General features: G+C 71.4%; 11 protein-coding genes and 1 pseudogene. 4 read left to right on the top strand and 8 right to left on the bottom strand.

Annotated elements, in window-relative coordinates:
• Positions 1–30: 30 nt before the first annotated feature.
• Entirely contained in the window at positions 31–1,074 is a 1,044-nt protein-coding gene (locus tag AMK33_RS12050) for a hypothetical protein (RefSeq protein WP_073932782.1), read from the bottom strand.
• 33 nt (positions 1,075–1,107) lie between these two features.
• Complete coding sequence (locus AMK33_RS12045) at positions 1,108–1,374, bottom strand: hypothetical protein (protein WP_073932781.1); 267 nt, start codon at positions 1,372–1,374, stop codon at positions 1,108–1,110.
• Between the two features lie 218 nt (positions 1,375–1,592).
• Here AMK33_RS12045 and AMK33_RS12040 point away from each other — a divergent pair, with 218 nt between their 5' ends.
• Complete coding sequence (locus AMK33_RS12040) at positions 1,593–2,147, top strand: DUF1707 and DUF4190 domain-containing protein (protein WP_073932780.1); 555 nt, start codon at positions 1,593–1,595, stop codon at positions 2,145–2,147.
• A gap of 46 nt (positions 2,148–2,193) precedes the next feature.
• Here the strand turns inward: AMK33_RS12040 and AMK33_RS12035 are convergent, their stop codons facing one another.
• The 6 genes and pseudogenes from AMK33_RS12035 to AMK33_RS12010 form a co-directional block, all read right to left on the bottom strand.
• On the bottom strand, positions 2,194–3,420 hold the full coding sequence (locus tag AMK33_RS12035; RefSeq protein ID WP_073932779.1) for a M48 family metalloprotease: 1,227 nt from the start codon (positions 3,418–3,420) through the stop codon (positions 2,194–2,196).
• A gap of 42 nt (positions 3,421–3,462) precedes the next feature.
• The gene (locus AMK33_RS12030; protein WP_443030911.1) at positions 3,463–4,047 is read right to left on the bottom strand and encodes a Pycsar system effector family protein; all 585 of its coding nucleotides are present in this window, start codon (positions 4,045–4,047) and stop codon (positions 3,463–3,465) included.
• Positions 4,044–5,672, bottom strand: a complete 1,629-nt coding sequence (locus tag AMK33_RS12025) for a hypothetical protein (RefSeq protein WP_073932778.1) — start codon at positions 5,670–5,672, stop codon at positions 4,044–4,046. The genes AMK33_RS12030 and AMK33_RS12025 overlap by 4 nt, the downstream gene beginning before the upstream one ends.
• A 13-nt stretch (positions 5,673–5,685) precedes the next feature.
• Positions 5,686–7,899 carry a hypothetical protein gene (locus AMK33_RS12020; protein ID WP_073932777.1) on the bottom strand — a complete coding sequence of 738 codons (2,214 nt, stop codon included), beginning with the start codon at positions 7,897–7,899 and terminating at the stop codon, positions 5,686–5,688.
• 29 nt (positions 7,900–7,928) lie between these two features.
• Positions 7,929–8,807: a hypothetical protein gene (locus AMK33_RS12015; protein ID WP_073932776.1), complete on the bottom strand. Its 879-nt coding sequence runs from the start codon at positions 8,805–8,807 to the stop codon at positions 7,929–7,931.
• Between the two features lie 452 nt (positions 8,808–9,259).
• Positions 9,260–9,958: pseudogene (locus AMK33_RS12010) on the bottom strand (Crp/Fnr family transcriptional regulator); the annotation flags it as partial.
• A 423-nt stretch (positions 9,959–10,381) separates the two neighbouring features.
• On the opposite strand from AMK33_RS12010, the gene rpsL reads away from it, so the two are divergent.
• The 3 genes from rpsL to fusA are packed head-to-tail and all read left to right on the top strand — an operon-like array spanning position 10,382 to position 13,392.
• Positions 10,382–10,753 carry a 30S ribosomal protein S12 gene (rpsL, locus tag AMK33_RS12005; RefSeq protein ID WP_003948652.1) on the top strand — a complete coding sequence of 124 codons (372 nt, stop codon included), beginning with the start codon at positions 10,382–10,384 and terminating at the stop codon, positions 10,751–10,753.
• A gap of 2 nt (positions 10,754–10,755) precedes the next feature.
• The gene (gene rpsG / locus AMK33_RS12000; protein ID WP_003992340.1) at positions 10,756–11,226 is read left to right on the top strand and encodes a 30S ribosomal protein S7; all 471 of its coding nucleotides are present in this window, start codon (positions 10,756–10,758) and stop codon (positions 11,224–11,226) included.
• Between the two features lie 39 nt (positions 11,227–11,265).
• A complete protein-coding gene (gene fusA / locus AMK33_RS11995; RefSeq protein ID WP_073932775.1) occupies positions 11,266–13,392 on the top strand; it encodes an elongation factor G in 2,127 nt (708 codons plus the stop codon).
• Positions 13,393–13,493: the final 101 nt, after the last annotated feature.

Below are 13,493 nucleotides of genomic sequence, written 5' to 3'. Positions count from 1 at the left end.
CGCCGCTCGGGCGCCCGCGCGCGGAACCGCTCAGGCGGCCGGGTCGCGTAGCTTCCAGTCCCCGATCGTGTCGATCCGCAGGACGCAGCGGCCCGGAACCGGGATGTTCAGCCTCGCGCCGCCCCGGCCCTCGGCGAGCACGCCGGCCGGGCGGAACGAACGGTTGAGCCGGCGGACGGTGAAATCCGTGTCGCCCCGGTGCTCGAACTCCACCACCCTGGACCCGCCACGCCTCAGCACGGTCTCCGTGCCGTGGCCGCGCAGCCATCCACCGTCGGTCAGCTGCCGGGCCTCGCCGATGCGGCGCAGCGCGATGCGCCAGGGCCCGGACGCGGTGACCTCCACGAACAGGACGTCGGTGTCCTGCGCGGGCACACCCACGTGCGCGCTCGTCGGGCCCATCCCGCCGTCCAGCAGGATCTGCCGGCGGCCCCCGCGGCCCGAGCGGGTGTGCACGGAGAAGGGCTGCTTCACGTCGGTCTCGAAGACCAGCACCGCGGGCACGCCTGGAGCGGGCCTGGGCAGGGCCAGCTTCATCGTGCCCCGCCCTCGGCTCCAGGCGATGTCCGAGGCGCTGCGGTTGCCGGCGCTCAGCCGGTCGAGCGCCGCCCGGCCGCCGGCCAGGACCGTCGGCACCTGTCCGGGCGCGACCTGCTTGGCCTGCTCGTACGCGTCGAGCGCCGTGCGGTAGTCCGCCAGCTCGTCGGCGTTGGCCGCCTCGCCGGGGGAGTAGGGGTGGGCGTGCAGCAACTCGCCGTACCGGGTGATGGCCCGCTCGGCTTCCGCGGCGGCTTCGGCCGTGGCCTTCGGCGCCTCGCGCTTCGGCCGGATGCCGGGGTGTGGCCGGGTGCGGGGCAGCAGGCGGTACGAGACGACCGTCGGCGACACCGTCAAGGCCAGGTAGAGCACCAGGAACGCGGTGCCGTCGCCGAGCGGGAGCGCGCCGATGACGACCAGCAGGAACAGCATGGTGGCGGTGCCGCCGATCCAGCCGTGCAGCAGGGCCTTCGGCCAGCGGCGGGTGTGGCCGGCGCCGGTGCGGGCGAGCGTGCTGTCGTCGGGTGTGCGGTTCATGGTCCCCCCGTTCGGTCCTGTCGGCGGTCCCGCTCAGCGGTGGAGAGCGCGGTGGACGCGGAGCAGCGCTCTGGTGCCCACGGCGAGCAGCGCGGGTACGTCGCCGGTGGGCACGCGGCGGGCCAGGGCGAGGACGTCCAGGGCGATCGCGTAGTCGTCGAGGACATGCCCCGGGACGGTGGTGTCGTCGGCGCGCGGACCGTAGGCGGCGAGGCAGTCGTCGTACTCGATGACGGCCAGACGGACGTCGACGTCGACTGTGTCGAGGCCGCCGGGCCGGATGCTCGGGTTCGGTGTCATGGTGAAGTCCCCCGTCGAACTCGTTGTGTCGAACGGCTGTACCGGTGCCAGAGTGCAGGAGGGCGGTCCGGGCAGACAGGTGTCGACGTCGGCTGTTTTGTACGGCCGTAACTTGCCGGTGTTCGGCAGCGGTCGGGGATCCGGGAGACGCCCTGATGTCGGGAACGGTGGTGGGGCGCATCATGGAGGGAGCCCGACCATTACGGGGGAGGTGCTCCATGACCCATCCATCGTGGCAGCCGTGGCAGCCGTGGCAGGGGAGCGGAGTTCCGCAGCCGTGGGCCGGCGCCGGTGCCGCCGCGATGCTCGCCTCACACGCCGACCGCGAGCGCGCCGTGGACGTCCTGAGAGCCGGGTACGGGGAGGGGCGGCTGGAGAAGCCCGAGTTCGACCGGAGGGTCGCGCGGGCGTGCGCCGCCCGTACGGTGGGGGAGCTGGCGCTGCTGGTGGCCGACCTGCCGCAGGGGCCCGTACCGCATGCGGTGCCTGTGGTGCCCGCCGTGCCGGCGGTGTTCCGGCCGGTGCCCCGGGCGCGGGTGAACGGCAAGGCGGTCGCCTCCGCCGTCTGCGGCGGGCTCTGCCTGGTCACCTTCGGGCTCACCGGCATCCCGGCGGTGATCCTGGGGCACACGGCGCGGGCCGAGATGGCGCGCACGGGGGAGGAGGGCGACGGACTGGCGCTGACCGGTCTGGCGCTCGGCTGGCTGGCGAACGGGGCGTGGGTGGTCCTGATGCTGCTGTCGTTCGCCCTCGCGCTGGCGGGTTCGGGCTGACCGGCCCGACGCGGCCTTCCTCGGGGCGCCGGGCGGGGTGGCGGGCTCAGCGGGTCGGCTGGAGGTACGGCTGCAGGTGGTGCAGCCGGGTGTAGTAGTCCGGGTGGGAGGACAGCAGCTTGCTCACCGGCGTCTCGGTCACCGGCGCGCCCCCGTCGGCCGCGGTGAGCGCGGCGGCCTGCTGTTCCTGATGGTGCAGCTTCTGCAGTACGGCGGCCAGCATCGGGGCGAAGCCGAGCGCGGCGGCGTGCTGGTCGGCGCGCAGTTCGGAGCGGCGTCCGACAGCGGCGAGCGCGTACGGCACGGCGAGGAGCAGCAGCGGCAGCCCGTACAGGGTGCTGATCGTGGCGAGTGCGAGGCCGCCGACGAACAGGCCGAAGAACAGCACGCCGAAGCAGGAGAACACCTGTGACACCCGGAACATGAAACCGGTGACCGCGCGCAGCACCCGCCAGGCGATCCGGCCGGGCAGCGCGTACCAGTAGCCGAGCAGCGAGGACCAGGCGTGGCCGCCGACGTGGTGGCCCAGCTCGTGGGCCATGACGGCGGCCAGCTCGCCGTTGGGCAGCTGGTTCATGGCGAAACGGGTGACACCGACGATGTGCCCGGCCGCGGCGACCGCGTTGAGACCGTCGCTGTCCTCGACCCACAGCTCGTAGTTCCGGCCCTCGACGCCGGCACGGGCGGTGACTTCGCGCCAGACCGGTTCGAGTTTGGCCCTCTCCTGCGGAGTGGGGTAGCGCAACCGGAGCAGATGGCGTGCGAGGGCGCTTTCCGTCGGGCGGTGGAACACGAGTGCGCCGCTGGCCAGCCAGGCCAGGACCACCAGGACGCCGAAGCCGCCGAAGAGGGCCGAGACCAGGCCGACGACGACGAGGCTGCACAGGAAGTTCGGCAGATGGAGGAGCAGGTTGCTGAAGGCGGTGGCGTCGGTGTGGCGCTGCCGGCCGGAGACGTGGACCCGGCCACGGTCGGTGTTGATGTGGTGCGGGTGCAGCGGGGAGTCGGGCGCGGGAGGCGGAGCGGCCTGCGGGTACGGGGGCGGGGACGGGTACTGAGGGGCCTGCGCGCTTGTATCCGGGTACTGCGGGGCCTGCGGGTACCGGGGGGCCTGCGCGCCCACGTGCGGGTACTGCGGTGGGACGTGGGGCCGGGTTCCGGGTGGGGTCTGTGGTGCGGGCTGCTGGGGGTAGGGCGGCGGCGGGACCTGCGGCTGGTGGGGACGGCCGGTCGGCTCCGGGTACTCCGGTGGGACCGGCGGGGGCTGGGTCATGGTGCTTCCTTCACTTGACGTGAGCAGTGGCCGACCCGTGGGTCAGCCGATCAGCAGGGAGGCGGGCAGCAGGAGCGTCCCGGTGCAGAAGGCGATCAGACCGGTGCGGATCCACTGGTGCTTGCGCCAGGCGATCCGGCTCGTCTCCGTGAGTGCCGCCGTCAGACCGGCCACCGGGTCGGCCTCGGTGTCGGCGAGCGCGGTGTCCAGCCGGCCCGCCCGCACGGCCCGCTGGATGTCCCCGAAGTACGACAGTGGCTGCCCCGCGACCCACGCCCCGTTGCGGTAGCGGGGCAGTACCGCCAGGAGCAGCGCGAACAGGGAGAGGACGAGGGACGAGGTACCGGCCCACCACACCGTCGAGCCGGACGCCGACAGGACGTCCGGCGACCAGTCCTGGCCGGCCAGCAGTCCGCTGAAAACGCCTGCGGTGATGCCGAGCGCGGCGACCAGGACGGCCGCCTTGCTGTCGGCGCGGGCGATCTCGGTACGCAGGTCCGCCAGCAGTCGCTCGCACAGCTGTGTACGGGCCGCCGTGGGCGGTGACGGGAGGCGCGGGGGCGCCGGGGCGGGGGCGGGGGCGTGCCTGGCCGTCGTTGTCGGGGCGGGTACCGGGTCGGCCGTCACGAGCCTTCCCCCTCGGCTGTGTCGCCCTGCAGGGTGCTCTCCGGCTGCCTCGCGAGCCCATCGGCCTCGGTGTGACCGGTGGCCGCGGCGGGCGGTGTGTGAGGGGCGGCCTGCACCGGTGCGGTGGGCGTGGTGCCGTAACCCGGCGGCGGCTGCCACGCGGGTGAGGGGGCTGCCGGTGTGACGGGTGGTGCTCCCGGTGTGTACGGCGATGAGGGGTCCGGGAACGTGTGGGGCGGCGCCGGTGTGTGGCTCGGCGGCATGGTCGGCGGTGTTCCCGGCATGTACGGGCCGGGGGCCGCCGGGTACGGCGTAGGGGGAGTGTGTCCCGCAGGTGGGACGTACGGCAGGCCGGTCGGAGCGGCGGGCGGTGTGTGCGGGGCTGCCGGCGGGGGTGGCGGACTCGTCCCTGTCCCTGGGCCCGCGCCTGATCCTGCCTCCGGTCTCACGTCCGGTGCCGTCCCCGTCCCCGCACTCGGTCCTGTCCCCGGGGGCGGTGGCGCGGCAGGGCCGGCATGGTCCGCCGGGGGGAGCAGGGGAGGGTTCTGGGGGACGCCCGGGAGGCGCTGGTTGAGGATGTCGCTGACGGTGCGCAGCGCCAGCTGTTTGGGCCCCTCCAGCTCGAACTTCTCCGCGCCCTCGCTTCCCAGCAGTTCCTTCACCAGCTCCATCTGCGCCTGGATCATGCGTAGTTGGTCCTCGCGCATGCTGTTCATCACGAGCTGCGAGTCCTCCGGGTGCTGGGCGAGATGGAGCGCCCAGGAGTGCACACCGCCCTGCGACAGATGCCACTGGTAGAACTCGATCTTCTGCGTCTCGATCTGCTGCAGCTCCAGCGCGTGCCGGCCCTGGAGCATCATCTGCTCGTGCTGCCAGCGCTGCTGTTGCAGGACCAGTTCCTGCTGCCGGCGCCCGTACTCCATGGCCCGTTCGAGCTGCAGCTCGTCCAGCTGCCGGTGGCGTTGGTCCATCTCCACATCGACCTGCATGCCCTGCTGCGCCGTGCGGATCTGTTCGGCCGCGGAGTGGTCGATCGCCTGGAGTCGCTGCTGGTGGTCGATGTTCGCCTGGTCACGGCGTAGCCGCAGGGTCCAGGTGACCTGGAGCCCTGCCGTCGCGCCGAGCGGGCCGAGGAGCGTGACCGCCCGTAGCAGTTCCCGCTCGGCCGCCCCGCTGTCGGCGATGGCGAAGCCGCGGGTGACCGGCCTGGCCGCCTGCTGCAACTCACCGGTCAGCAGCGCGGGCACGTCCCGGATGCCGCTCGCCACGAACCGCGCCGCGTCCAGCACCTGCCAGGAGACGTCCACCTCCGCCGTGAATTCGAACGCGTCGTTGTCGCTGGGCAGGGCGAGGGTGTCGGTGAAGGGATGGACGCCCATGTCCACCTCGTACACCGCGGTGTACCGGCGGGCCGCGATCTCGCTGCGGCTCGGGCGGGTCGGCGGGGGGTAGGCCTCGTACCCGCCCTTCGGGTTGGAGAAGACCAGCGCGTGGTCGATGCGGATCACGTGCTTCAGGGACAGCTCGAAGCGGGACAGCTGCCGCACGGTGAGCACCGGGTCGATCAGCCGTGTATGCCGGTCGGCGGGCTGCTGCCACTCGGGTGGGTGGTGGAAGGAAGGCATGGGACGTCTTTCGTCAGCGGGGCGGGAGCGTGCTCAGCAGCCGGGCGGCCACCTCCGGGGGAGGGTTGCCGTCCTCGCCGGGCATGGTGCGCAGCAGATGGCTCAGCCGCTGGTACTCGGTCGAGGTGGTGACGAGCCTCGGCAGGAGCGCGGCGAGGGCCCATTCGGTGGTCGTGGAGCGGCTCGCGGCGAGCACCCAGTCACGCAGTGAGTCGAGCGCGAACCGGGTGTGCCGGGGGTCACCGAGGGCTTCCCGCCACAGGTGTGCGATGCCCTCGGCCACGTCCCGGTCGTCGTCGGTCGCGGCGCGGGCGTACCACCGCAGGACCAGCGGGGCGCCGTACCGCTCGTCGCCCTCGGTGCGGCGGCAGGCGTTGACGAAGCCGCCGAGGGACAGGTCGCGAACGGCCGGCTCGTCGTCGAGGCGGGAGAGCAGGTCGGTGAGGACCTCGGCGTCGGCCGGTGACAGCAGCAGCAGTTCCACGGCCTGGGCCAGTTCCCGGGCCATCTCCACGTCGAAGTCGTCCGGATCGCCGGAGTGCCGGTACAGCGCGCGAGTGGCGTCGCGCAGCGCGGCGAGCGCCTGGGCCGGCCGTTCGGGCCCGATCAGTGCGTACGCCCGGACGGCCACCCAGTGCAGCCGGCGGTCCTCGGCCGTGGACCAGGCGTCGAGGATGCGTGGGATGTTGGGTGTGCCGATGTGGTGGGCCAGGGTGAGCGCGTTGACAGCGACGAGCCGGTGGCGGAACCGGCTGGAGGTCGCCCACGGCTCGATGACCAGCGCCATCGCGGAGGGCAGGTCGGTACGGGCGAGGACGGCGACGGTGGACGCGGCTCGGGTACGGACGAGGGGCCGGCCGTCGTCGGCGAGGTGGCGCAGCCAGGCGATCAGCGCGGGCCGGGCGGACGGGTGCCCCGTCCACACCTCCCGCAGCAGCACCAGGGAGGCCCGCTCGTCGTGGAACGCGGCCTTCGTCTGGATCACCGGGCCCCACTCGGTGTGCTCCTCGTCCTCGTGGCGACGGGCGCGGGCGAGCTGGAGGCGCTTGCCGATGTGGGTGCCGAAGACGGGGATCTCGGGGACGCGGGCCCGGTTCTCGGTCTGCTGCAGGAAGCCGTAGAGCAGGTCGCTGAGTTCGGCCGTGAGCGCGTAAGGGCCGTCGTCGAAGGCGGCGAGGGCGATGAGGAACGCCTTGTCGCGAAGGTGGACGGTGTTCTCGTCCTCTTCGAACCACTCCTGGACCTGGTTCTCCAGCGATACGAGTGAGAAGTCGGCGACCGCCTGCTCGGTGACCTCGCCCGCGGCGTACCAGCCGAGGAGCTGGGCGAACGCGGCGACCTCGCGCAGCTGGTGGCCGTGGTGCAGGAACTCCTTGACGTCCGGGAGGCCGAGCAGGCGTTCGGCGGTCTCCTCGGTGGTGCGGGCACGCAGGTGTGCGGCCAGCACGTCCTCGGCCGTGGGTGGCCGCCAGTCGGCGGGGGACACGTCGTCCTCCAGGACGGCGGTGGGGCCGACGGTGATCACCGCGTACGCGTCCTGCTCGGCGAGCCGGTCCGCGGCGCCGAGCAGATGGGTCTCGCGCAGGGCGTTGCCGCGGCGGGTCGCGAGGTCGCACAGGACGTATCCGCGGGCGCGGCCGCTGCCCGTGTCCGCGCCGGTGCCCGTGTCGTCGTCGCGGGCGGTGAACCGGTCGGCGAGGGAGCCGGGTGTGGTGTCGCGGTCCAGCGCGAGCACGGGGGTGGCGCCGAGCCGGTGCAGCAGCATCAGGGCGGCCGTGCGGCGGCCGGTGAAGCGGGCCCCGGACAGCACCAGGACACGGTCGCGGCGCAGCCGGTCCACGAGGTCGTCGAAGGTGTCGCCGACCGTGACGAAGGAGGCAGCGAGCCGTTCCAGGGTGCGGCGCGGAATCTCACCCGAGGCGGAGGCGGCCGTGGACAGCCCGGAGAGCGACCAGTGATGCACCGTCTTGGTGCCCATGACCACATCGCCGGTGACCTGGCCGCCGGAGACGCCGTGCTGGTCGCCGGCGACGTAGCCGCCGCCGAAGCGGGAGTGCGAGCCGACCTTCATGGTGCGCGGGCTGTGGTCGACCAGGTCACGCCGGGCCGACCAGGCGTTCTGCGGCTGGTCACGCTCCTCCGGCTCCTCGGTGGAGCCGTCCTTGAGGGCCTCGTCGGGGGCGGTCTCGCCGGGCGTGGAGGCGGCCCCGGGACCACCGTCCGCCATCCCACCGCCGACCGGGGGCTCCTGGCCGCTCACGGCCGCTCACCCCGCTCCGTCTTGCCGCCCATGACGACATCGCCGGTGACCTGGCCGCCGGAGACGCCGTGCTGGTCGCCGGCGACGTAACCACCGCCGAAGCTCACCGTGCCGCCGCTGATGTCGAGGACCGGGCCCGGCGCCGGGGCTCCCCGATGTCCGGCCGGCGCCGGGCGGTTCTGGTGAGGACCCGCCTCCGGAGCGGACGCGGCCGGCGCCGGGCGGTCCCCCGATCCGCCCGGCGTCTCCCCCGCCCCCCGGCCACCGTGGTCCTGGGAATCCCCGCTCCGCGTGCCGGGGCCCTCCGGTACGGGACCGTGCAGCCATGCCGTCAGCGGGCCGTTCTTGCTGTCGACCGTCACGCGGTGGAAGTCGGCGGCCGGGACGCCCGGGTGGTCGTGCCGTACGACGCCGGTGTACACGGCGTCCGAGACACAGAGGGCGAAGTCGTCGGCGCGTTCGCGCAGGGCCGCGCGGAGCAGGGCGGCGTCCAGCAGCCGGCAGGCGTGGTTCAGATCGGAGCCGACCCAGCCGTCGTGGCGGTCGACGGCCACGTATCCGCCGGCGACGACACCGCGCAGCCGGATCTGCGCGGATCGGGACGCCATGCGGTTGACCGCCCGCAGCTGCTCGGGCACCGCGGTGAGCAGGGCCCGCAGCAGCGCCGTGACCGGGGCGTTCGCGTCGATCAGCTCCATCACGGAGTCCCCGCGGTCGGCCCGCATGCGCAGGGTCTCGTCGATGCCGGCGGTCTCCAGTGCGCGGTCGGTGACGTCGTAGAGCATGCGCCGCAGATACGCCTGTTCCACGTCGTCCCGGTCGCTGAACCTCTCGATGTCCAGCAACAGGATCGTGCGGCTCACGGGGTCGGTCATGGTCGCCCTTCGAACGGTGAGGATGGCCGTGCAGGGCAGCAGAGTGGTTCGAGCGGGGGGTGGGGCGTGAGGGCGTATGACCCACTGGAACTGTGACTGTGTACACAAAACCCCGACACCACGGTGCGGGTGCTGGGTGGAGGTGTCGCGCAGCCGGAGGTCGGCGGGGTGCCTCCCCCCGCTCTCGGCTTCGCTCGAGCCGGAGGGACCCATGAGCGGGAGGACCCCCATCGCCCGCCCGTGCCGCCCTTGAGGCACCTCCCAGGCCCTCGAGGCACTGGGGAGGCAGAGACTGCCCGCAGTTATGCGACGGGGCCCGTCGCCCCACTGGGTGTGCCGACCGGGCCGTCCGGTGCTGTCGAGCCCCCCTTGGCCACCGCCCTCCGACGTGCCGACGGGGCCGCGTCGGGCGGGCGCTGTGCGGACGGGATGCCGGGGGCGGACTGGTCCGCGGAGGCGATTCTGCGGAGGACGCCGGGGCGGAGGATCAGCAGTGTGCGGCGGCCGGTCGAGACGGCTTCCTTCTCGCGCAGTTCCCGCAGCAGGCGCTGGACCATCTCCCGCGACGCGCCGACCGAGCCCGCGAGTTCCTGTTTGCTGAGCGGTACGGCGATCTCGATGCCCTCGGCGGTGCGGCGGCCGTGGCTGCGGGCTAGATCCAGCAGGAGCACCGCGAAACGCTGGCGGACGCTCATCGACGCGAACTCCAGGCGCCGCCGGTCGGCCGCCCGGGTGCGGTCCGCCGTGAGGCCGAGGAGAGCGAAGGACACCGCGGGGGAGTGGCCCAGGAAGTCCTTGAAGCGCCCGTGCTCCACAGCCACTGCCCGCACCGGCTCCAGTGCGGTCACCGTCGCCGACCGGGGGCGCCCGGTCAGCGCCGCCGACTCGCCGACGACGTCGCCGGCGCCGCGCAGGGCGAGCAGCGCCTCGTAGCCGTTGGCCGCCGCGGCCGTGACCTTCGTCCAGCCCTGGACCAGGAAGAGGACGTGAGAGGAGGGCTCACGCTGGTGCAGCAGGACGACCCGGGGAGCGAAGCGCAGCTCACGGCCGAGTGAGAGCAGCGCGGTCCGTTCCTGGCCCTCCAGACGGGCCAGGAACGGTACCCGGTCCTCCAGACCGCCGTCATCCGGTCCCTGCGGCGCCGATGTCATCAGGCTGACCCCCCGTTCCTCTGCGGCGGACGGATCAAAGTACTGGCCGCCGCACATGTAAAGGGCGCGATTCGGCCAACACGGGATACCGGCCACGGACCGGCCGGGGTCGGCCACGGACCGGCCGGGAGTGCTCACGGAGAGTTCGCTGGACGAAGCGGGAGAAGTCCGGCGTGCCGGGCCGCACGCCATTTGTTTTGACCGCAGCGAATGCGATAGGTACGCTCAGACCTTGTGCCTGGGGTGTGCCCTGGCCTTCGTGCGTGCCATCACACCGCACCGGGGGCCGATGAACGGCCACCGCAATCCACACGTTCTTTCCGTCTTGCTGCGGAAGGCCGCGGGATTCGACACACCCGACCGCGTGGGTCGGTGACGTTCCAGGTTAGCTTCACCATTCGGCACACAGAAACCGGAGAAGTAGTGCCTACGATCCAGCAGCTGGTCCGCAAGGGCCGGCAGGACAAGGTCGAGAAGAACAAGACGCCCGCACTCGAGGGTTCCCCTCAGCGTCGTGGCGTCTGCACGCGTGTGTTCACGACCACCCCGAAGAAGCCGAACTCGGCCCTGCGTAAGGTCGCGCGTGTGCGTCTGACCAGCGGCATCGAGGTCACGGCCTACATTCCGGGTGAGGGACACAACCTGCAGGAGCACTCCATCGTGCTCGTGCGCGGCGGCCGTGTGAAGGACCTGCCGGGTGTTCGCTACAAGATCATCCGCGGTTCCCTCGACACCCAGGGTGTCAAGAACCGCAAGCAGGCTCGCAGCCGTTACGGCGCCAAGAAGGAGAAGTAAGAATGCCTCGTAAGGGCCCCGCCCCGAAGCGCCCGGTCATCATCGACCCGGTCTACGGTTCTCCTCTGGTGACCTCCCTGATCAACAAGGTGCTGCTCAACGGCAAGCGCTCCACCGCCGAGCGCATCGTCTACGGCGCCATGGAGGGTCTGCGTGAGAAGACGGGCAACGACCCGATCATCACGCTGAAGCGCGCGCTGGAGAACATCAAGCCGACCCTCGAGGTCAAGTCCCGCCGTGTCGGTGGTGCGACGTACCAGGTTCCGATCGAGGTCAAGCCCGGTCGCGCCAACACGCTCGCGCTGCGCTGGCTGGTCGGTTACTCCCGCGCCCGTCGCGAGAAGACCATGACCGAGCGTCTGCTCAACGAGCTTCTCGACGCCTCCAACGGCCTGGGTGCCGCTGTGAAGAAGCGCGAGGACACGCACAAGATGGCCGAGTCCAACAAGGCCTTCGCGCACTACCGCTGGTAGTCGCTACCCACATCGAGACCGAGAGAAGACTGAAGCCTTATGGCTACCACTTCACTTGACCTGGCCAAGGTCCGCAACATCGGGATCATGGCCCACATCGACGCGGGCAAGACGACCACCACCGAGCGGATCCTGTTCTACACCGGTGTGTCGTACAAGATCGGTGAGGTCCACGACGGCGCCGCCACCATGGACTGGATGGAGCAGGAGCAGGAGCGTGGCATCACGATCACGTCCGCTGCCACCACCTGTCACTGGCCGCTCGAGGACAACGACTACACGATCAACATCATCGACACCCCGGGGCACGTCGACTTCACCGTCGAGGTGGAGCGCTCCCTGCGTGTGCTCGACGGTGCCGTGACCGTGTTCGACGGTGTCGCCGGTGTCGAGCCGCAGTCCGAGACGGTGTGGCGTCAGGCCGACCGTTACGGCGTCCCGCGCATCTGCTTCGTCAACAAGCTGGACCGTACCGGCGCCGAGTTCCACCGCTGCGTGGACATGATCTCGGACCGCCTGGGCGCCCAGCCGCTCGTCATGCAGCTCCCGATCGGTGCCGAGGCCGACTTCCAGGGCGTCGTGGACCTGGTCCGCATGAAGGCGCTCGTGTGGTCCGCCGACGCGGCCAAGGGCGAGATGTACGACACCGTCGACATCCCGGCCACGCACACCGAGGCCGCCGAGGAGTGGCGCGGCAAGCTGGTCGAGGCCGTCGCCGAGAACGACGAAGAGATCATGGAGCTGTACCTGGAGGGCCAGGAGCCCACCGAGGAGCAGCTGTACGCCGCGATCCGTCGCATCACCATCGCCTCCGGCAAGTCCAGCGAGACCACGGTCACCCCGGTGTTCTGCGGCACCGCGTTCAAGAACAAGGGCGTCCAGCCCCTGCTCGACGCGGTCGTGCGCTACCTGCCGACCCCGCTCGACGTCGAGGCCATCGAGGGCCACGACCCGAAGGACGCCGAGACCGTCGTCAAGCGCAAGCCGTCCGAGGACGAGCCGCTGGCCGCGCTCGCGTTCAAGATCATGAGCGACCCGCACCTCGGCAAGCTCACCTTCGTCCGGGTCTACTCGGGCCGCCTGGAGTCCGGCACCGCCGTGCTGAACTCCGTCAAGGGCAAGAAGGAGCGCATCGGCAAGATCTACCGCATGCACGCCAACAAGCGTGAGGAGATCGAGTCGGTGGGCGCCGGCGACATCGTCGCCGTCATGGGCCTGAAGCAGACCACCACCGGTGAGACGCTGTCCGACGACAAGAACCCGGTCATCCTGGAGTCCATGGACTTCCCGGCGCCGGTCATCCAGGTCGCCATCGAGCCCAAGTCGAAGGGCGACCAGGAGAAGCTGGGCGTCGCGATCCAGCGTCTGGCCGAGGAGGACCCGTCCTTCCAGGTCCACTCGGACGAGGAGACGGGCCAGACCATCATCGGTGGTATGGGCGAGCTGCACCTCGAGGTGCTGGTCGACCGTATGCGCCGTGAGTTCAAGGTCGAGGCCAACGTCGGCAAGCCCCAGGTCGCCTACCGCGAGACGATCCGCAAGGCCGTCGAGCGCGTGGACTACACCCACAAGAAGCAGACCGGTGGTACCGGTCAGTTCGCCAAGGTGCAGATCGCGATCGAGCCGATCGAGGGCGGCGACGCCTCGTACGAGTTCGTGAACAAGGTGACCGGTGGCCGCATCCCGAAGGAGTACATCCCTTCGGTGGACGCCGGTGCGCAGGAGGCCATGCAGTTCGGCATCCTGGCCGGCTACGAGATGACGGGCGTCCGCGTCACGCTCATCGACGGTGGCTACCACGAGGTCGACTCCTCCGAGCTCGCGTTCAAGATCGCCGGTTCGCAGGCCTTCAAGGAGGCCGCGCGCAAGGCTTCGCCCGTGCTCCTGGAGCCGATGATGGCCGTCGAGGTCACCACGCCCGAGGACTACATGGGTGAGGTCATCGGCGACATCAACTCCCGCCGTGGCCAGATCCAGGCCATGGAGGAGCGGGCCGGTGCCCGCGTCGTGAAGGGTCTCGTGCCCCTCTCGGAGATGTTCGGCTACGTCGGCGACCTGCGCAGCAAGACGTCCGGCCGTGCCAGCTACTCCATGCAGTTCGACTCCTACGCCGAGGTTCCGCGGAACGTCGCCGAGGAGATCATCGCGAAGGCCAAGGGCGAGTAACGGACTCCGTTTAACGGACCCCGTTCACACGCTTTAGGCTTGACCCCGGAGCCTGCAAGGGGCATTCCACCGCCAACCCGGCGGAATGCCCCGGGCCCGGG

This window comes from Streptomyces sp. CB02400 (assembly GCF_001905725.1).
GTDB classification, from domain to species: Bacteria; Actinomycetota; Actinomycetes; order Streptomycetales; family Streptomycetaceae; genus Streptomyces; species Streptomyces atrovirens.
This window is presented reverse-complemented; position numbering and strand designations above follow the sequence as displayed.